This window comes from Streptomyces sp. NPDC051104, assembly GCF_040682835.1.
Lineage (GTDB): Bacteria > Actinomycetota > Actinomycetes > Streptomycetales > Streptomycetaceae > Streptomyces > Streptomyces cynarae.
Window position 1 is genome coordinate 13,541 of sequence record NZ_JBFBBS010000003.1, and the last position, 16,914, is coordinate 30,454.

Sequence of the window (16,914 nt, forward strand, 5' to 3'; positions counted from 1 at the left end):
AGGAACTCGGCTACACCGTCACCCTCAACCCGATCGAAGGCGCAGCCTGACCACCCATGACCAAGCACCCGGCGGCCGCGACGGCCACCGGGCACCCAGCCCTGCCCAGACCCACCCTGACCTGGACCTATTTACGCGTCAGAGCGGGGGATGTTCGGCACGAGTCAGCTCCGGAAGCCCCCTTGATGATCAAGGGAATACTCCGCCAGGAGCACGGCAACGTGCCTGCCCCCAGTTATCCTGCCTTGTCCTGAACAAGTCAGGGAGGCCCCCACCATGAGCAGCACCACGTCCTTTCCCGAGCGGATCGAGCTCTCGGGGGAGTGCCTCGTTCTCCGCGACTGGACCGAGGCGGACCTGGCCGCGATGCCGGAGCTGTTTGACCACCCCGACATCGCGTACTGGACACCGATCGTCTCCCCCTTCGACGAAGCGGCCGCCCGCGCACGACTGGACCGGGGCCGGCAGCTGCGGGCGGAGGGCACGACCATCCTGCTCGCCATCACCGTCGACGGCGGCGCTCCGCTCGGCGAGGTGATGCTGCGGCGTACCCCCGAGGGCCCAGAGCTCGGCTATGCGGTCGGCCCGGCGCACCGCGGCCAGGGGCTGGCGGCGCGGGCGGTGCGGGTGATGGCCGCGTACGCCTTCGAGCATCTGGGCGCGGAGCAGGTGATCCTGGAGCTGGAGGCCGGGAACGCCGCCAGCGTCGCCGTGGCCACCAAGGCGGGCTTCAGACTGCTCGACGTGCCGCTGATCAGGGGTGAGGAGAAGGGCCGGCCCTACGCCCTGCAGACGTGGGGTCTGAACCGCCCCTGATTGACCGGCCGTATGCCCCACTGGAGCCGTGCCCACATCCGGATCTGTTCGACATCTGTTACCGCGTCTGACATCCGCGTCCGACATCGACGGCGTTGGCCGTGGACGGCCTTGAGCTTCCTCTCATGGCCGATGGCTCCCCAAGTCCTCACGGCTTGGCCGTAATGGATCGAACTCCTGAAGCGGGTGTCACAGGACGGCATCCTGCTGCGGGAGTCGAGAGAAGGGTTGATCAGGAGGTGTCTCCTCCCGACATGGCCCTTCGCCGATTCAGCTGCTGTCCCGCACATGCACGTGCCGATGTGCCTTACGAGTGAATCCAGCCGATCGTTGCTTGGCAGCCGACGTGACAGCGGGAAGGCCATTCTGCACACGAGACAAGTGACGGGCAGGGAGCGCCCCTATGCCGAAGTTCCTCATCCAGTCCACCTACACGCCCGAGGGGACGAAGGGCTTGCTCAAGGAAGGCGCAAGTGGCCGCCGCGCCGCCGTCGAACACGTCGTCGCCGGCCTCGGCGGGACAGTCGAGGCCATGTACTTCGCCTTCGGAGAGGACGACCTAGTGTGCATCCTCGACTTCCCCGACCCGGTCTCCATGGCCGCCGTAAGCCTCAGCGTCAAGGCCAGCGGAGCGCTCCACACCCGGGCCACTCCCCTCCTCACCCTCGAAGAGATCGACGAGGCTGCCCGCCGGCAGGTCACCTTCCGCCCTCCCGGCGCGTAAGCCGAGACGGTCTGGCCCGGGAGAGCGTGCCAGACGCGTCACAGATCCTGCGGGCGACCCAGCGACAAGGGGCGCCCCATGGAGGCGGCGGACATCGTGGTGCCCGCCGCTCACTGCGAGACCGTCCATGTGATCCCGATCAATCGTCACCGGCCCTGGTGGCGCCGCCTGTCGCATGCGTGCCGAAGTCTGGTCGCGCGGACAAGGGAGGACTCCGGGGCCCAGACGCCTGTCGGAGGCTCAGCCGCTCATCCTGGTTCGGGTGACCCACGTCACATCCGGCTCCTGTCAGCAATCGGGGCGCCGTCTCGTTCAAGGGGCACGCGAACGAGACAGGAGCATCGCCATGAAGCACCGCATCGTCGTACTCGGCGCCGGATACGCCGGGGCCTTCGCCGCCGGAAACCTGGCCCGTCGGCTGTCCCCCGCCGACACCGAGATCACCGTCGTCAACGCCGTGCCCGACTTCGTCGAGCGGATGCGGCTCCACCAGCTCGCGATCGGCCAGGACCTCGCGTTCCGCAGGCTCGCCGACGTATTCGCAGGCACCGCGGTGCGGCTTCGCCTGGCGCGCGTGACCGGCGTCGATCCCGAGCGCAGGACCGTCGCCGTGACCGGCGAGGACGGCGACGGCGAGCTCGCGTACGACACCCTTCTCTACACGCTCGGCAGCTCCGTGGCCCACCATGGCGTCCCCGGCGTGGCTGAATACGCCTTCGATGTGACCGGCCGGTCCTCGGCGCTGCGTCTGCGCGAGCGCCTGGCCGGCCTGGGCGAGGGCGGCACCGTGCTGGTCGTCGGTGAGGGGCTGACCGGCATCGAGACCGCCACCGAGTTCGCCGAGTCCCGGCCCGACCTCTCGGTCGCGCTCGCCGCCCGCGGCCAGCTGGGCGCCTGGCTCTCCCCGAAGGCCCGCCGCCACCTGTGCGAAGCCTTCGACCGGCTCGGCATCACCGTCCACGAGCACACCGGCATCGAAGCCGTCGAGCCGACACGGGCGATCGCCGCCGACGGTACTGCCATCCCGGCCGACGTGACCGTGTGGTCGGCCGGGTTCGCCGTGCACCCCATCGCGGTCGCCAGCGGCCTGGAGGTCGCCGAGACCGGCCAGATCGTCGTCGACCGCACCATGCGCTCGGTATCGCACCCGGACGTCTACGCCGCCGGTGACTGCGCCTACGCGATCGGTGAGAACGGCCGGCCGCTGCCGATGTCCTGCGCCTCGGCCGGCTACACCAATATGCAGGCGACCGCCGCGATCACCGCGCGCCTGACGGGCAGCGCGGTCCCGACCGTCGGGCTGAAGTACCACGGCAACCACATCAGCCTCGGGCGGCGGGATGCGATCTTCCAGATGGTGGACGAGGACGTCCGGTCGAAGGACTGGTACCTGGGCGGCCGGACCGCCGCGTGGCTCAAGTCGGGCGTGCTGAAGGGGGCCGCCTGGAGCATCGCCCACCCGACCTTCGGCATGCCGAAGCGCAAGCGCCGCCTGGTCACCGCGCCTGACCAGGCCGGTGCGAAGGTCGCCGCATAGGCTCCGCCGCGTGGACAGCGCAGCCATCGACCGATTCGAGGCCGGCCGGGGCCGGCTGGCCTCGCTCGCGTACCGTCTGCTCGGCTCGGCCGCCGACGCCGAGGACGCCGTTCAGGACACGTTCCTGCGTTGGCAGGCCGCGGACCGGGCACGCATCGCGGTGCCGGAAGCGTGGCTCACCAAGGTCGTCACCAATCTCTGCCTCGACCGGCTCCGCTCGGCGCAGGCCCGCCACGAGCGCGCAGTCGGAGACTGGATGCCCGAGCCACTCCTCGAGGGCGACCCGATGCTCGGTCCTGCCGACACCTTCGAGCAGCGCGAATCGGTGTCCTTGGCCGTACTGACCCTCATGGAGCGCCTCTCTCCGGTCGAGCGGGCCGCTTACGTCCTGCGCGAGGCCTTCTCGTACTCCCACGCCGAGATCGCCGGGATCCTCGACATCACCGAGTCCGCGAGCCAGCAGCATGTCCACCGGGCCCGACGCCGGGTCGCCGCCGAGAGCCGCGGCGGCGACGAGGTGGATCCCGCGTCCGCGCGCCGGATCGTCGAGGAGTTCCTCGCCGCGGCCACGTCCGGGCGCACCGAACGGCTGGTGGAGATGCTCACCGCTGACGCGACCATGGTCTCGGACGGCGCCGGACTGGCCAGGCGGCTGCTGCGGTACAAGACGCGCGAGCGCATCGCCTCCTACGTGCGGGCCGGCTTCAAGCCCACTCCGGCGAAGCGGCGGTTGGCCGGCGGCTCCCCTGCGATGCACATCGCGCTGGTCAACGGCTCCCCGGCCGTCCTCGCCGTGGTCGACGACCGGGTCGTGGGCGCCGTGGCGTTCGAAGTCAGCGACGGCAAGGTCGCCTCCCTGCACGGCATCGCCGCCGCGGACCGGCTCGCGCGCCTCAACGAGGCCTGGCGGCAGCACGAACCCGACGCGCCGGTCCTCGACGCATGGTGACCGGAGCTTCGGCCAGCGGCTCCCTCCTCGATCTGCTGAACGACGACTGCACCGCGCGATCCGCCCCGTAGCGGGCCGGCGGAGACGCGGTCAGAACAGCCACGCCCCGAAGGCCGCGACCGCCAGGCCGACGGCTGAGGCTGCCCGAGTCGGCCGCGAAGTTGGTCACAAAGCTCTCCAGCCCCGTCTTGGTGAAGCCCGCAGTGACCCTGGCCACGGTCGTGAGGACCCGCTCCAGGGTGGCGCCGCTCTCTGCGCTGAGCCCCGTGAACCGCTCGAGGGAGCGGCCACCTTCTCTGCCGCCGACGTGAACAGCTGACCAGGCCCACGATCCTGGCCACCCGCTCGGCCACGGCCGTGTTGGCGACGAGGTCGGAGAGGAAGCCGGTGAAGAAGGACAGCGCGGCGCCGGCGACCTCCACCTCGGCGATCTCGACGCAGATGTCGATGATCGGGCCAAGCTGGCCAAGGAGGCCGCCGAAACCCTCGACGCCTGGGAGGAGGCCCACCGCGCCCGCGTCGACGCGATCCTGCGCGCCCAGGGCTTCGAGGACTGAGGGCACCTGAGGGGCCGTCGAGGACCGAGAGGGCTGAAGGGCACTGTCCCGGGAGCTCCGCCGGGGGCATTGGGGTGATGCCCACGGCGCCTCCGTTTGACAGGAACCGGAAATGTCAACTGGTTCCCCGTCGACGCACGCCCCGGACATCCATGGGCCCGGTACCGAGAGGGAACCTGATGGCAAGGAGGAAACGAATCCCCTTCCGTTGGATTCGCATCTTGGGCACAGCGGGCATGGCATTTCCCATGACGCTCGCCGTCACCTCGGCGCCTTCGGCCGCGAGCACTCCTCACATCCGCCCCGCCGACGAAACGCCGGAATGCCGGCTCACCACAGGGCCTTTTCAACGGCAGGTGGAGAAGTATCTGGGTCTGCGCCAGGACGGAGAGCAGTCCGCGGAGGACTGTTCGGCCATCCAGGAGATGCAGCATAAGTACGAGATCGAACCGGCGGACGGGTATGCCGATCTCATCAGCTACCGGGCCGCGAGCGTGACCTGGGCCGCGGCCCACAAGAAGTCCCTCACCGGATGCCCCAAAGGGGCGAAAGTCGTCGTCTGCGTCGACCAGAACCGTCAGTTGCTGTGGGTGCGGAAGAACAAGAAGATCGTCTTCGGTCCCGTCCCCGCGCGTAGCGGCAGGCCGGGTTACGCGACCCGCAATGGCCGGCACAAAATCTACCGGCGCGTGAAGGACTTCTATTCGACGCAGTTTCCCGGCCCCATGCCGTACAGCCAGTTCTTCGACCGCGGTGAGGCCCTCCACGCGAGCTACCGGCCGATTTTCGAGGACCCGGGATCGCATGGGTGCGTGAATCTCCGGTACGACGACGCCAAGGCGCTCTGGTCCCTGCTCCGCATCGGTGACAGCGTCTACCTCTGGGGCACCAGGAAGGGAGAGTAGTCGCACGGCGAATTCCGGGGCAGCCGTCCACAGGGCCACCGGGCGGCCGTACTCCGTCCGATAAGGTGCCCCCGTTGATCAAAGGGGGCTGACATGCGGCTTCGCTGTGCCGTGCTCGACGACTTCCAGCAGATCGCGACGACCGTCGCGGACTGGTCACCGATCGGGGACCGGGTGGAGGTGGTGTCCTTCGCCGAGCACTTCGGCGACGAGGACGCCCTGGCCACTGCGCTGGCGGAGTTCGACATCGTGGTCACACTGCGCGAGCGCGTGCCGTTCCCGGGCTCGCTGTTCGCCCGGCTGCCGCGGCTGCAACTGCTCGTCGCCTCCGGCATGCGCAACAGCGCCATCGACTACGCCGCCGCGGAGACGCACGGCGTGACCGTCTGCGGCACGGAGAGTTCCGGCACACCGCCCGTCGAGCTGACCTGGGCCCTGTTGCTCGGACTCGCGCGCGGCATCGTGGAGGAGAACAACGCCCTGCGGCACGGCGGCCCTTGGCAGAGCACGGTGGGCGCGGACCTGCACGGACGGCGGCTCGGACTCCTCGGTCTCGGCAGGATCGGCAGCCGGGTGGCGCGGGTCGGGCTCGCGTTCGGAATGGAGGTCGCCGCCTGGAGCGAGAACCTCACGAAGGAGCGCGCGGACGAGGTCGGTGTGGAACTCGCCGGGTCCAAGGAGGAGTTGCTCGCGGCAAGCGACTTCGTCTCGGTGCACCTCGCGCTCGGTGACCGCACCCGCGACCTGGTCGGCGCCCGTGAACTGGCGCTCATGAAGCCGACGGCCTATCTGATCAACACCTCACGCGCCGCCATCGTCGACCAGGACGCCCTGCTCGCGGCCCTGCACGAGGGCCGTATCGCGGGCGCGGGCGTCGACGTGTTCGACGTGGAGCCGCTTCCGGCCGACCACCCGATGCGCACCGCCCCGCGCCTGCTCGCCACCCCGCACCTGGGCTACGTCTCACGCGACAACTACACGACGTACTACGGCCAGGCAGTGGAGGACATCCAGGCATACCTGGCCGGCAAGCCGGTGCGCCGCCTCGGCTGACCGGCGGCCGCAGACGCTCAGCCGCGCAGGCTGAGGGCCGGCACCAGGACGTGCGCGGCCGTGGTCAGCGTCTCCTCGGCGCCCGCGAACGCCGCCAGCCGCTCCGGCTCGACGGGCCTGCCGGGCGCGGCCTCGGGCCAGGGGCGGGTGGCGAACAGGAAGTAGGCGTGGCCGCGTGCGCGGAGGGCGGCGAGCCACTGAGGCGGCACGGTGCACTGGGCGTTCAGATACGGCATCGTGACGACGGCCTGGCCCGCCTCGGCCAGCAGCGTCACGGGCAGGCCGGTGCGCTGGGTGCCGTCGATGAGCTGGTCGCCCGGGTGCAGCCCGTTGGCGCGCAACAGCGCCTCGACGACGGCCGCCGAGCCCTCCGGACCGCTCTCCCCGTCGCCGAGGGAGTAGACGAGCAGGTAGGGCATGTCCCCGCCGGGGGCCTCGCCGCTCCAGGCCAGGACGACGAGCGTGCCGAGGTCGGCGGCGCGGAAGGGGCGCGTTGCGCTGGAAGTTGTGGTCACCGCGGAACCGTATCGACGGCCCGGCGAGCCCCCGGGCGCTTTCTCGCCCGACCGGGGGATGCGGACGGCGGCGACCACACGAACGAGGGACCCGGACGGCCAGGGCCTGTCTTTCGGATCAGTTCGGTTGCAAGGAAGGGTCCATCGGAAGGCAGGCCCTAGCGGCCCCGGAGCGGGAGACCGCCGAGCAGCCGGGCGGGGCCGGCCTGCCGGTTGAGGGCGGCCGCCGCGCCGTTCACGGTGCTCAGCACGGAGTGCTTGTTCTCGGTGTCCAGGGTGTCGGACTGGTGGGCGATGGGGCGGATGTCGAGGGTCTTCTGGGTGGTGACGGTCTGCAGCGCGCCGTTGAGGCTCGTGGGCGTCAGGTCGGAGGCGTCGTCGGCGAAGGCGGGTGCGGCGACGCCGGCGACGACCAGGGACCCGGCGACGACGGCGACGGCCTTGAGGGACTTCATCCGTGTTCCTTTCTTCGGCGACCGAAGTCACCGGAGCTTCGGTGACTCAAGTCACCGGAGGGGACGGTTGTGTCCTGGCTAACGAGCCCCCGACCCGGCGGAAACCCTTGCGGCCTCTCGTTCGGATCAGGCCGGTTCAGCGCTTGGGCGGGTACGGCATGGCCGAGACCGTGTGCTGCGGCGGATCCGTGGGCGTGCCGCCCGGCGCGAGCTTCGAGCCGGACTTCGCAGAAGCCGTCGGCGTGGTCGTCGGGCTGGGCTTGGCAGTGGCACTCCCGCTCGGCCTCGGCATCAGCGACGACGGAAGACTCGGCATGCTCGGCAGGCTGGGCATGTTCGGCATGCTCGGCAGGCTGGGCATGTTCGGCATGCTGGGCATGTTCGGCATGCTCGGCAGGCTGGGCATGGGCGGCATGGTCACCCCGCCGGCCACGGAGGCGACGAGGACGCTGATGAGCTTGTTGAGCACGGTCGTGGCCGCCGGCAGTACCCGACCGCCGTTGCCGGACGTGGTCGCCGTGGCCAGGTCGTCGACCGCCTTGCGCAGAGCGGCGAGCGCGTCGCCCTGCACGTCGTTGCGCGACGGTATGGGCCCGGTCGGCGCCGGGGTGGGCGGGGTGGGCGGGGCTATCTTGGTGATCGCGTCCTGCGCGGCCCTGCTGAGCTTGGCCGCCTCCTTGGCGGGCAGCCGGTGGTTGTCCGCCGTGAGCGCGGCCTTGAGGAGCTCGGAGACCGGGGCCACGGCACGGTCCGCTTCGGCGAGCCGCTGGACCCGGGGCAGGAGCACCTCCGGGCCGGGCAGGGGGGCGGAGGCGTGGGTACGGCCGCGGGGCGCGTCGTGGTCGGCCGCCACCGCGGCGGGGCCGGTGATGCCGAGCAGCAAGGTGGCGCAGACGGCGGAGGAAGCAAGGCGACGGGTGGACAGAGCAGGCATGAGTGGTCCCCTTCGTGGTCGGTGAGGGTGCTTGTGCTCACCGTGGAAGGAGCCGCGATGGCGTGCAACAGATCGGCTGCCCGCAGTAGCGTCCGCGGCCCGTCGAGCACCACGTTTTCGCTGATGAGAGGCCATATGGGCGGGTTGGCGACGGCGCCACCCGTTCGGGGCAACGCCGAACGGGCGCAAGGACGCCAACCGGCCGTCCCCCCGAGGGGTGAACGGCCGGCAGAAGGGTCCGCTGTCGGGCGTCAGCCGTTGGCGCAGGTGTTGCCGAACGCCGGGTTCAGCAGGCCGACGACGTCGATCGTGTTCCCGCACACGTTGACCGGAACGTGAATCGGGACCTGCACGACGTTGCCCGACAGAACGCCCGGAGAGTTGTCGGCGGCGGCGCTTGCGCCGCTGTCGGCGGCGGCGATGCCGGCGGTGCCCGCCACGGCCGCGGCGGCAACGGAGGTCAGGGCAAGGCCCTTCGCGATACGCGACATGGAGAGGTGCTCCTTGGGGATCGTCACAACAGCCGGGCGGAATGCCCGACGTCGAGTCAACTGCGATGCACCCGCCCGGGTTGCGCCTCCGATGGGGTGATCTCCGGAATTGCCGCGCTTCACCCTTCCGGCACACTTGACTGGCTTCGTGCGCCGCAGGAGTTCGTGCACCGCAGGAGCCGGCACCCCAGGCCGTGGCCGGGCGGTCGCCGCCGCGCCGTGCGAACCGGTGACGCGTACGGATCCCGGCCGGTCAGGCCACCCCCGGCCCGGCCCTGCCCCCGTACAGGGCGGGGCGGACCCGCTGCGCCGGTCCCGGCCCGCCGGTCCGTGCGTCCCCCCGCAGCGACCGCCACGGGCCCAGCGTGCCGTCAGGCGATCCTTCCGGTCTTGGAAAAATGCGCACTGCCGTTCGGCGAAAGCACCAGGCTCGTCGCCTCCCCCGTCATCCGGTCCGCCCCGGGAAGCCCGGACGGCGTCGCCGCCACCGCCCCGCGCGCCGCGGCGAACTCCCGGGGCGTGCACCCGGTCATCGCCCGGAAGTCCCCGCTGAGATGCGCCTGGTCGTAGAAGCCGCACAGCGCCGCGGTCTCGGCGGCCGACCGCCCGGATGCGGGCAGCCGCCGGGCGCGTTGCAGCCGCAGCACACGGGCCGCGGCCTTCGGGCCGAGCCCGATCTGTTCGCGGAACCGGTTCTCCAACTGCCGTACGCTCCACCCCACCTCGTCCGCGAGCCGCGCCACCGGCACGGCACCTCCACTGCGCCGCAGCAGCGACCAGGCGCGCACCACCCGGACCGAACTCGCCGGCCCCGTCTGCGTCCAGCGCGCGAGCACGTCGTCGAGCAGCCGGAAACGGTCCGCCCAGCCGGGCAGCGCGGCCAGTGCGGCGGCGAGTTCGGCCACGTCCGCCCGGCCGCCACGACCCGTCGGAGGCGGCAACTCGTCCGGGTCGACGGGCCGGTTGGTCAACTCGTACTGAGAGGCGCCGAAGAGCGTGAACGCGGCCCACGGGGTGAGCAGGATCTCGATGCCGAAGATGCGGCCGCCGTGCTCACCGACGGCCGCCGTGGTGTTCAGCCCGGAGTACACCGACTCAAGGGTGGTCGGGGGCCGGCCGGGCCGCGCGATACGGACGGAGCCCTCGAAGCCCAGCAGGAGCGTGGCCGCGCCGATGGGGGTCTCCAGGCGGCTGCGCGGGCCGTCGAGCGCGAGCCGGATCCCCCGGTAGCTGATCACACCGGGTCGCAGCCGGGGGTGCGGCCGCGCGGCCACGGTTTCCCAACTCCCGCGCGGTCCGCGCCCACTGCGTGCCACCATCCCGTTCGCCATAGGCCCTCCCGGCGCACCCGGAAACCACCCATGGTGCCCACCCACCACAGCCTCCGAAAGCCCAATGGCCCCGATTTCCCGAAACCACGTCAAGGTGTCATCCGAATGTCTGGACAAAACATTGACAGGGTTCCCCGGCGCGGCTAGACCTTGGGGGGCAGCCGATGCGAAGGGAACCCGATGGAGGCCTACGACCTGATCACGATGGGCCGGATCGGCGTGGACCTCTATCCATTGCAGACCGGGGTGCCCCTGCCGCAGGTGACGTCCTTCGGGAAGTTCCTGGGCGGTTCGGCGACGAACGTCGCGGTCGCCGCAGCCCGGCTCGGCCGGCGTACGGCGGTGATCACGCGCACGGGCGACGACCCCTTCGGCGCCTACCTCCACGAGGCGCTGCACGGCTTCGGCGTCGACGACCGCTGGGTCACAGCCGTGGCTGGGCTGCCGACACCGGTCACGTTCTGCGAGATCTTCCCGCCGGACGACTTCCCGCTGTACTTCTACCGGCAGCCCAAGGCGCCGGACCTGGAGATCGACGCGCACGAGCTGGACCTGGACGCGATCCGTACCGCACGCGTCTTCTGGATCACGGGCACGGGCCTGTGCGAGGAACCCAGCCGCACCGCCACGCTCGCGGCCCTCGCCCACCGCGCCAAGGCCGGTACGACGGTCTTCGACCTCGACTGGCGGCCCATGTTCTGGAGCGACCCGGACACCGCGCGCCCGTTCTACGCCGAGGCCCTGCGCCACACCACCGTCGCGGTCGGCAACGTCGACGAGGTGGAGATCGCCACCGGTGAGCGCGATCCGCACGCCGCCGCACGCGCCCTGCTGGACGCCGGTGTCGAGCTGGCCGTGGTCAAACAGGGACCCAAGGGCGTCCTCGCGGTCAGCAGCGCGGGCGAGTCGGCCGAGGTGCCGCCGCTCCCGGTGAAGGTCCTCAACGGCCTCGGCGCGGGCGACGCCTTCGGCGGGTCGCTGTGCCACGGACTGCTGGCCGGCTGGGACCTGGAGCGGATCATCCGGTACGGCAACGCGGCGGGCGCCATCGTCGCCTCCCGCCTGGAGTGCTCCTCCGCGATGCCCACGGCCGACGAGGTGGAGGCGGCGATCACGGCGGGAGCGGTGCTGTGACCGTCGCGAGGGGAACATAGCGGGCAAAACTTAACAACTCCCGGGCAAGGACACCGTGTTCGCGGGCATGACCGGCCTCGCGCACGGGTCCGGGACGCCCGGGCACCGATCGCCTCCGGCGCGGGAGACCGCTTCGCCCTGGCAGGAGCGAAGTGCGAGCGCAGACTCCCCGCCCGCTACGGCCCCGCGCCGGAGGTCCGAGCGACGTACGGTCGAGACGTGCAGGGCGGCAGGGCCGTACCCCAGGTGCGGATCTGCTTCCACCCGGACCACACGGAGGGATACCGATGACCTCAACGACGAGGCTCACGGTCGCTCAGGCGCTCGTACGCTTCCTGGCCGCCCAGTACACCGAGCGCGACAGCGTGCGCCGCCGGCTGATCGCCGCCACCTGGGGCATCTTCGGGCACGGCAACGTCGCGGGCATCGGGCAGGCGCTGGTCGAGTACCCCGACGCCATGCCGTACCACCAGGGCCGCAACGAGCAGTCGATGGTGCACGCGGCGGTCGGCTACGCCCGCCAGTCGAACCGGCTGTCCACGCACGCGGTGACGACGTCCATCGGACCGGGCGCGACCAACCTGGTCACGGGTGCCGCCCTCGCCACGATCAACCACCTCCCGGTGCTCCTGCTGCCCGGCGACGTCTTCGCCACCCGCCCTGCCGACCCGGTCCTCCAGCAGCTGGAGACCCCGCACGCCGGCGATGTGTCCGTCAACGACTGTCTGCGCCCGGTGTCGAAGTACTTCGACCGGATCACCCGCCCGGAGGCGCTGATACCGGCCGCCCTGCAGGCGATGCGCGTGCTCACCGACCCGGTGGAGACGGGCGCGGTCACGCTGGCGCTGCCGCAGGACGTGCAGGCGGAAGGCTTCGACTGGCCGGAGGAGTTCTTCGCCGAGCGGACCTGGAACGTGCGCCGCCCGGGCCCCGACCCCATCGAGCTCGGCGAGGCCGTCCGGGCGATCCGCGCCGCCCGGCGGCCGCTCGTGATCGCGGGCGGCGGTGTCCACCACAGCCGCGCCGAGGAGGCTCTCGCCGAGTTCGCCGAGGCGACCGGCATCCCGGTGGCCTCCACCCAGGCCGGCAAGGGCTCGCTGCGCTGGGACCACCCTCAGGACGTCGGCGGCATCGGCCACACCGGCACCGCGGCCGCCGACGAGCTGGCCCGCACCGCCGACCTGGTCATCGGCGTCGGCACCCGCTACACGGACTTCACCACCGCGTCAGGCACCCTCTTCACCGGCGAGGGCGTGCGCTTCCTGAACCTCAACATCGCGTCGTTCGACGGGCACAAGATGTCCGGGATGCCGCTGGTCGCGGACGCACGCAGCACCCTGGAGGAGCTGACCGAGGCGCTGGAGCTGCACGACCACCGGGTCGATCCGGCGTACGTCGTCGAGTACACGGAGGACAAGGAGCGCTGGGAGCAGCGCGTGGAGGCCTGCTTCGAGGCCGAGGAACCGGATCTGCGGCCGACGCAGCCGCAGGTCGTCGGCGCGCTGGACGCGGCGGTGGACGAGTCGGACGTGATCATCAATGCGGCCGGTTCTCTCCCCGGCGACCTGCACAAGCTGTGGCGGTCCCGCTCCCGCGACCAGTACCACGTCGAGTACGGCTACTCGTGCATGGGCTATGAGATCCCGGCCGCGATCGGCGTGAAGCTGGCCGCGCCGGACCGGCCCGTGTGGGCGCTGGTCGGCGACGGCACCTATCTGATGATGCCGACGGAGATCGTGACGGCCGTGCAGGAGGGCATCGCGATCAAGGTGCTGATCGTGCAGAACCACGGCTACGCGTCCATCGGCGGCCTGTCGGAGTCGGTGGGCGGCGAGCGGTTCGGCACCGCCTACCGCTTCCGCTCCGACGACGGCACGTACACGGGGGCGAAGCTGCCCGTGGACCTCGCCGCCAACGCGGCCAGTCTCGGGATGCGGGTGCTGCGCGCCAGGACCGTACGCGACCTGGGTGACGTGCTCGCCGAGGCGCGCGCCGCGGACACTCCCACATGTGTCTATGTGGAGACCGAAACCGCAGACACTGTGTCGGGCGCGCCTCCGGCGCAGGCCTGGTGGGATGTACCCGTGGCCGAGACCGCGACCCGGCCGTCCGCGGTCAAGGCGCGCGAGGTCTACGAACGGCACGTTGCCACCCGACGCCGCCATCTGTGAAGGAGTTCTCGGGCATGACGAAGATCGTCAACCACTGGATCGGCGGCAAGACCGCCGAAGGCGCGTCGGGCACGTACGGGCCGGTGACGGATCCGGCGACCGGCGCGGTCACCACGAAGGTCGCGTTCGCGACCGTGGAGGAGGTGGACGCGGCCGTCGCCGTGGCCAAGGAGGCCTTCGCGACCTGGGGCCAGTCCTCGCTCGCGCAGCGCACCTCGATTCTGTTCAGGTTCCGGGCGCTGCTGGACGAGCACCGCGACGAGATCGCGGAGCTGATCACCGCCGAGCACGGCAAGGTGCACAGCGACGCGCTCGGCGAGGTGGCGCGCGGTCTGGAGATCGTCGACCTGGCCTGCGGCATCAATGTGCAGCTGAAGGGCGAGCTGTCCACGCAGGTCGCGAGCCGGGTGGACGTGGCCTCGATCCGGCAGCCGCTGGGTGTGGTCGCGGGCATCACGCCGTTCAACTTCCCGGCGATGGTGCCGATGTGGATGTTCCCCATCGCCATCGCGTGCGGCAACACCTTCGTGCTGAAGCCGTCCGAGAAGGACCCGTCGGCGTCGATCCGCCTCGCCGAGCTGCTGGCGGAGGCCGGGCTGCCGGACGGCGTCTTCAACGTCGTGCACGGCGACAAGGTGGCCGTGGACCGGCTGCTCGAACACCCGGACGTCAAGGCGGTGTCGTTCGTCGGCTCCACCCCGATCGCCCGCTACATCCACACCACGGCCTCCGCGAACGGCAAGCGCGTGCAGGCCCTGGGCGGCGCCAAGAACCACATGCTGGTCCTGCCGGACGCCGACCTGGACGCGGCCGCCGACGCGGCGGTCTCGGCGGCGTACGGCTCCGCGGGCGAGCGCTGCATGGCCATCTCCGCGGTCGTCGCGGTCGGCTCGATCGGCGACGAGCTGGTGGACAAGATCCGCGAGCGCGCCGAGAAGATCAAGATCGGCCCAGGCGACGCCCCGGCGTCCGAGATGGGCCCGCTGATCACGAAGGCGCACCGCGACAAGGTGGCGTCGTACGTCGCGGGCGCGGCGGCGGAGGGCGCCGAGGTCGTCCTCGACGGCACCGGGTACACCGTCGACGGCTACGAGGACGGTCACTGGATCGGCATCTCGCTGCTGGACAAGGTGCCGACCACGGCGAAGGCGTACCAGCACGAGATCTTCGGCCCGGTGCTGTGCGTCCTGCGCGTGGACACGTACGACGAGGGCGTGGCGCTGATCAACTCCTCGCCCTTCGGCAACGGCACCGCGATCTTCACCCAGGACGGCGGCGCGGCCCGCCGCTTCCAGCTGGAGATCGAGGCCGGCATGGTCGGCGTGAACGTGCCGATCCCGGTTCCGGTGGGCTACCACTCCTTCGGCGGCTGGAAGGACTCGCTCTTCGGCGACCACCACATCTACGGGAACGACGGCACGCACTTCTACACCCGCGGCAAGGTGGTCACCTCCCGCTGGCCCGACCCGGCCGACGCCCCGGCGGGCGTGGACCTGGGGTTCCCGCGCAACCACTGATCATCGCCCGGCAGGGCTGACGAGGCCGTCCGTTATGCGGACGGCCTCATTTTTTTCCGCGACCCCGCTGCGGTTCCCGTATGCGCGCAAGATGCCGAACACACGGACCGATTGACGCGTGATTCAGTCGCAGATCGCGTTTCTGCTGCGGATTTCGTAGATGAACACCCATTGACGCGGCGGTTTTCGTCGGGATTCGATGCGTGCCCCGGGAGCGGACCAGAGCACGTACGACCGAAGCCGCGGAGGCGATAACGCTCCCGACCCACCATGTCGCACGAGTCGATCGGAACCACCGCATGACCGACACGCTCCGCCCTGTCGAGAACGCCCCCGTCCCGGCATCGGGCAGTCCCCAGAAGCTCAAGCGGTCCATCGGCGTCGTCGGCGGCACCCTGCTCACCCTGTCGTGCGTGACGCCCGCCTCCACGCTCTTCGTGGTCGTCCCCGACCTGTTCGGCTCGCTGGGCACCGCCACCGCCCTCACCATCGCCATCGGCTCCGTCCTCTGTGTCGCGGTGGCGTTCTGCTACTCGGAACTGGGCACCCTGATCCCCAGCGCGGGCGGCGAGTACGCGATGGTGTCGACGCTGGCCGGACGGCTCGCCGGCTGGCTGGTGTTCGTGTTCTCCCTGCTGGTCGTCATGATCGTGCCGCCGGTGATCGCGATGGGCACGGCGGACTACCTGGCTCCGCTGGTGCATCTCGACCCGGCGATGACGGGCGCCGGAGTCATGCTCCTCGCCACCCTCGCCGGCCTGCTGGACCTGCGCGCCAACGCCTGGATCACCGGCATCTTCCTGGTCCTGGAGGTCGTGGCCGCGGGCGTCGTCGCGGTCCTCGGCTTCGCGCACGGCGAGCGCGGGGCCGGCAGTCTGGTCTCGATGCAGGTGACCGGCGCCGGCGGGCACACGGACCACGTCACGGCCATGATGGTGGTCTCCGGCCTCGCCATCGCCCTCTTCGTCACCCAGGGCTTCTCCACCGCCGTCTACCTCTCAGAGGAACTCGAGAACCCGCGCCGCACCGTCGCCCGCACGGTCCTCGCCACCCTCGCCATCTCCTCCGTCGTCATCCTGGTCCCGGTCGTCGCGATCACCATGGGCGCCCCCGACCTCAAGGCGCTGACCGGCGGCGACCTCAGCAGCATGGTCACCGCCTGGTCGAACACCGCCGTCGGCACCTTCGTGAGCCTGTGCGTGGCGCTCGCGATCATCAACGCGGGCATCGTCATGGTCATCCAGAACTCCCGCGTGCTGTTCGCCTCGGCCCGCGACAAGGCCTGGCCCGAGCCGGTCAACAACGCGCTCGCCAGGCTCGGCCGGTTCGGCTCCCCGTGGGTCGCCACCCTCGTCGTCGGCGTCCCCGGCGCGCTGCTCTGCTTCGTCAACCTGGACACGCTCTACGGCGTCACGGGCGTCTCGGTGACCGGCATGTACCTGCTCGTCGCGGTGGCCGCCCTGCTCGCCCGGCGCGGCGCGCACGCGCACACGCCGGCCTGGCGGATGCCGCTGTGGCCCGCGATGCCGGTCCTGCTGATCGCGGTCCTGGGCTACATCCTCACCCAGCAGGAGGCGACCTACCTGCTGTGGACGGGCGGCATCACGGCCGCCGCCACCCTGTACTGGGTCCTCTACCTCCGCCCGCGCCGCACGACCCGCTGGCTGGTGTCGCTCCCGGAGGACGCGCGGGTCTGAGCCGCCGTTCCCGTCGCCCCCTCGCCCCTGCCGCCCGCACCACCACCGGCGGCAGGGGCGGCCGCGTCGTCGTACCACGGCTGCGGTACGCGGCGGCAGGCCTGTACGCCCCCAGGAGGGGCCGTGGT

General features: G+C 71.0%; 15 protein-coding genes and 3 pseudogenes. 13 read left to right on the top strand and 5 right to left on the bottom strand.

The genetic code is table 11. The features are described from left to right. Window positions 1-276: 276 nt before the first annotated feature. The 8 genes and pseudogenes from AB0N14_RS06675 to AB0N14_RS06710 all read left to right on the top strand — a co-directional run bounded on the left by AB0N14_RS06675 (window position 277) and on the right by AB0N14_RS06710 (window position 6,541). Window positions 277-816, top strand: coding sequence for a GNAT family N-acetyltransferase (locus tag AB0N14_RS06675; protein WP_366024620.1), 540 nt, complete (start codon window positions 277-279; stop codon window positions 814-816). Window positions 817-1,219: 403 nt separating this feature from the next. Further along, the gene (locus AB0N14_RS06680) at window positions 1,220-1,540 is read left to right on the top strand and encodes a GYD domain-containing protein (protein ID WP_366024621.1); all 321 of its coding nucleotides are present in this window, start codon (window positions 1,220-1,222) and stop codon (window positions 1,538-1,540) included. A 60-nt stretch (window positions 1,541-1,600) separates the two neighbouring features. After that, window positions 1,601-1,687: pseudogene (locus AB0N14_RS06685) on the top strand (GntR family transcriptional regulator); the annotation flags it as partial. Between the two features lie 199 nt (window positions 1,688-1,886). Then, the gene (locus AB0N14_RS06690; RefSeq protein WP_366024622.1) at window positions 1,887-3,077 is read left to right on the top strand and encodes an FAD-dependent oxidoreductase; all 1,191 of its coding nucleotides are present in this window, start codon (window positions 1,887-1,889) and stop codon (window positions 3,075-3,077) included. A gap of 10 nt (window positions 3,078-3,087) precedes the next feature. Next, window positions 3,088-4,026 (top strand): sigma-70 family RNA polymerase sigma factor, encoded by a 939-nt coding sequence (locus tag AB0N14_RS06695; protein ID WP_366024623.1) that lies wholly within the window; start codon window positions 3,088-3,090, stop codon window positions 4,024-4,026. A gap of 452 nt (window positions 4,027-4,478) precedes the next feature. Continuing rightward, window positions 4,479-4,583 (top strand): annotated as a pseudogene (locus AB0N14_RS06700) (RraA family protein); the annotation flags it as partial. 248 nt (window positions 4,584-4,831) lie between these two features. Continuing rightward, complete coding sequence (locus AB0N14_RS06705) at window positions 4,832-5,488, top strand: L,D-transpeptidase (protein WP_366024624.1); 657 nt, start codon at window positions 4,832-4,834, stop codon at window positions 5,486-5,488. A gap of 93 nt (window positions 5,489-5,581) precedes the next feature. Beyond that, window positions 5,582-6,541 (top strand): D-2-hydroxyacid dehydrogenase family protein, encoded by a 960-nt coding sequence (locus AB0N14_RS06710; protein ID WP_366024625.1) that lies wholly within the window; start codon window positions 5,582-5,584, stop codon window positions 6,539-6,541. 17 nt (window positions 6,542-6,558) lie between these two features. On the opposite strand, the gene AB0N14_RS06715 is transcribed toward AB0N14_RS06710, so the two are convergent. The 5 genes from AB0N14_RS06715 to AB0N14_RS06735 form a co-directional block, all read right to left on the bottom strand. Beyond that, the gene (locus AB0N14_RS06715; RefSeq protein ID WP_366024626.1) at window positions 6,559-7,056 is read right to left on the bottom strand and encodes a DUF5949 family protein; all 498 of its coding nucleotides are present in this window, start codon (window positions 7,054-7,056) and stop codon (window positions 6,559-6,561) included. A gap of 158 nt (window positions 7,057-7,214) precedes the next feature. Beyond that, on the bottom strand, window positions 7,215-7,511 hold the full coding sequence (locus tag AB0N14_RS06720) for a hypothetical protein (RefSeq protein WP_366024627.1): 297 nt from the start codon (window positions 7,509-7,511) through the stop codon (window positions 7,215-7,217). Between the two features lie 136 nt (window positions 7,512-7,647). Continuing rightward, window positions 7,648-8,445 (bottom strand): hypothetical protein, encoded by a 798-nt coding sequence (locus tag AB0N14_RS06725; RefSeq protein ID WP_366024628.1) that lies wholly within the window; start codon window positions 8,443-8,445, stop codon window positions 7,648-7,650. A 251-nt stretch (window positions 8,446-8,696) separates the two neighbouring features. Continuing rightward, a complete protein-coding gene (gene chpG / locus AB0N14_RS06730; protein WP_181138935.1) occupies window positions 8,697-8,936 on the bottom strand; it encodes a chaplin ChpG in 240 nt (79 codons plus the stop codon). A gap of 371 nt (window positions 8,937-9,307) precedes the next feature. Further along, window positions 9,308-10,255, bottom strand: coding sequence for a helix-turn-helix domain-containing protein (locus tag AB0N14_RS06735; protein WP_366024861.1), 948 nt, complete (start codon window positions 10,253-10,255; stop codon window positions 9,308-9,310). A gap of 192 nt (window positions 10,256-10,447) precedes the next feature. Between AB0N14_RS06735 and iolC the strand changes: the two genes are divergently transcribed. The 5 genes and pseudogenes from iolC (at window position 10,448) to AB0N14_RS06760 (ending at window position 16,786) form a co-directional block, all read left to right on the top strand. Further along, window positions 10,448-11,401 carry a 5-dehydro-2-deoxygluconokinase gene (gene iolC / locus AB0N14_RS06740; RefSeq protein ID WP_366024629.1) on the top strand — a complete coding sequence of 318 codons (954 nt, stop codon included), beginning with the start codon at window positions 10,448-10,450 and terminating at the stop codon, window positions 11,399-11,401. A gap of 34 nt (window positions 11,402-11,435) precedes the next feature. Continuing rightward, window positions 11,436-11,599 (top strand): annotated as a pseudogene (locus tag AB0N14_RS06745) (5-deoxy-glucuronate isomerase); the annotation flags it as partial. A gap of 89 nt (window positions 11,600-11,688) precedes the next feature. Next, window positions 11,689-13,572 carry a 3D-(3,5/4)-trihydroxycyclohexane-1,2-dione acylhydrolase (decyclizing) gene (gene iolD, locus AB0N14_RS06750; RefSeq protein ID WP_366024630.1) on the top strand — a complete coding sequence of 628 codons (1,884 nt, stop codon included), beginning with the start codon at window positions 11,689-11,691 and terminating at the stop codon, window positions 13,570-13,572. 14 nt (window positions 13,573-13,586) lie between these two features. Continuing rightward, the gene (gene mmsA, locus AB0N14_RS06755) at window positions 13,587-15,089 is read left to right on the top strand and encodes a CoA-acylating methylmalonate-semialdehyde dehydrogenase (RefSeq protein ID WP_366024631.1); all 1,503 of its coding nucleotides are present in this window, start codon (window positions 13,587-13,589) and stop codon (window positions 15,087-15,089) included. A gap of 299 nt (window positions 15,090-15,388) precedes the next feature. After that, the gene (locus AB0N14_RS06760) at window positions 15,389-16,786 is read left to right on the top strand and encodes an APC family permease (protein WP_366024632.1); all 1,398 of its coding nucleotides are present in this window, start codon (window positions 15,389-15,391) and stop codon (window positions 16,784-16,786) included. The last annotated feature ends 128 nt before the right edge of the window (window positions 16,787-16,914 follow it).

Bases quoted from the DNA above. Each gene is read 5' to 3' on its own strand.
- AB0N14_RS06675 (WP_366024620.1), top strand. From the start codon at position 277: ATGAGCAGCACCACGTCCTTTCCCGAGCGGATCGAGCTCTCGGGGGAG.
- AB0N14_RS06680 (WP_366024621.1), top strand. From the start codon at position 1,220: ATGCCGAAGTTCCTCATCCAGTCCACCTACACGCCCGAGGGGACGAAG.
- AB0N14_RS06690 (WP_366024622.1), top strand. From the start codon at position 1,887: ATGAAGCACCGCATCGTCGTACTCGGCGCCGGATACGCCGGGGCCTTC.
- AB0N14_RS06705 (WP_366024624.1), top strand. From the start codon at position 4,832: ATGACGCTCGCCGTCACCTCGGCGCCTTCGGCCGCGAGCACTCCTCAC.
- AB0N14_RS06710 (WP_366024625.1), top strand. From the start codon at position 5,582: ATGCGGCTTCGCTGTGCCGTGCTCGACGACTTCCAGCAGATCGCGACG.
- AB0N14_RS06720 (WP_366024627.1), bottom strand. From the start codon at position 7,511: ATGAAGTCCCTCAAGGCCGTCGCCGTCGTCGCCGGGTCCCTGGTCGTC.
- AB0N14_RS06725 (WP_366024628.1), bottom strand. From the start codon at position 8,445: ATGCCTGCTCTGTCCACCCGTCGCCTTGCTTCCTCCGCCGTCTGCGCC.
- chpG (WP_181138935.1), bottom strand. From the start codon at position 8,936: ATGTCGCGTATCGCGAAGGGCCTTGCCCTGACCTCCGTTGCCGCCGCG.
- AB0N14_RS06735 (WP_366024861.1), bottom strand. From the start codon at position 10,255: ATGGTGGCACGCAGTGGGCGCGGACCGCGCGGGAGTTGGGAAACCGTG.
- iolC (WP_366024629.1), top strand. From the start codon at position 10,448: ATGGAGGCCTACGACCTGATCACGATGGGCCGGATCGGCGTGGACCTC.
- iolD (WP_366024630.1), top strand. From the start codon at position 11,689: ATGACCTCAACGACGAGGCTCACGGTCGCTCAGGCGCTCGTACGCTTC.
- mmsA (WP_366024631.1), top strand. From the start codon at position 13,587: ATGACGAAGATCGTCAACCACTGGATCGGCGGCAAGACCGCCGAAGGC.
- AB0N14_RS06760 (WP_366024632.1), top strand. From the start codon at position 15,389: ATGACCGACACGCTCCGCCCTGTCGAGAACGCCCCCGTCCCGGCATCG.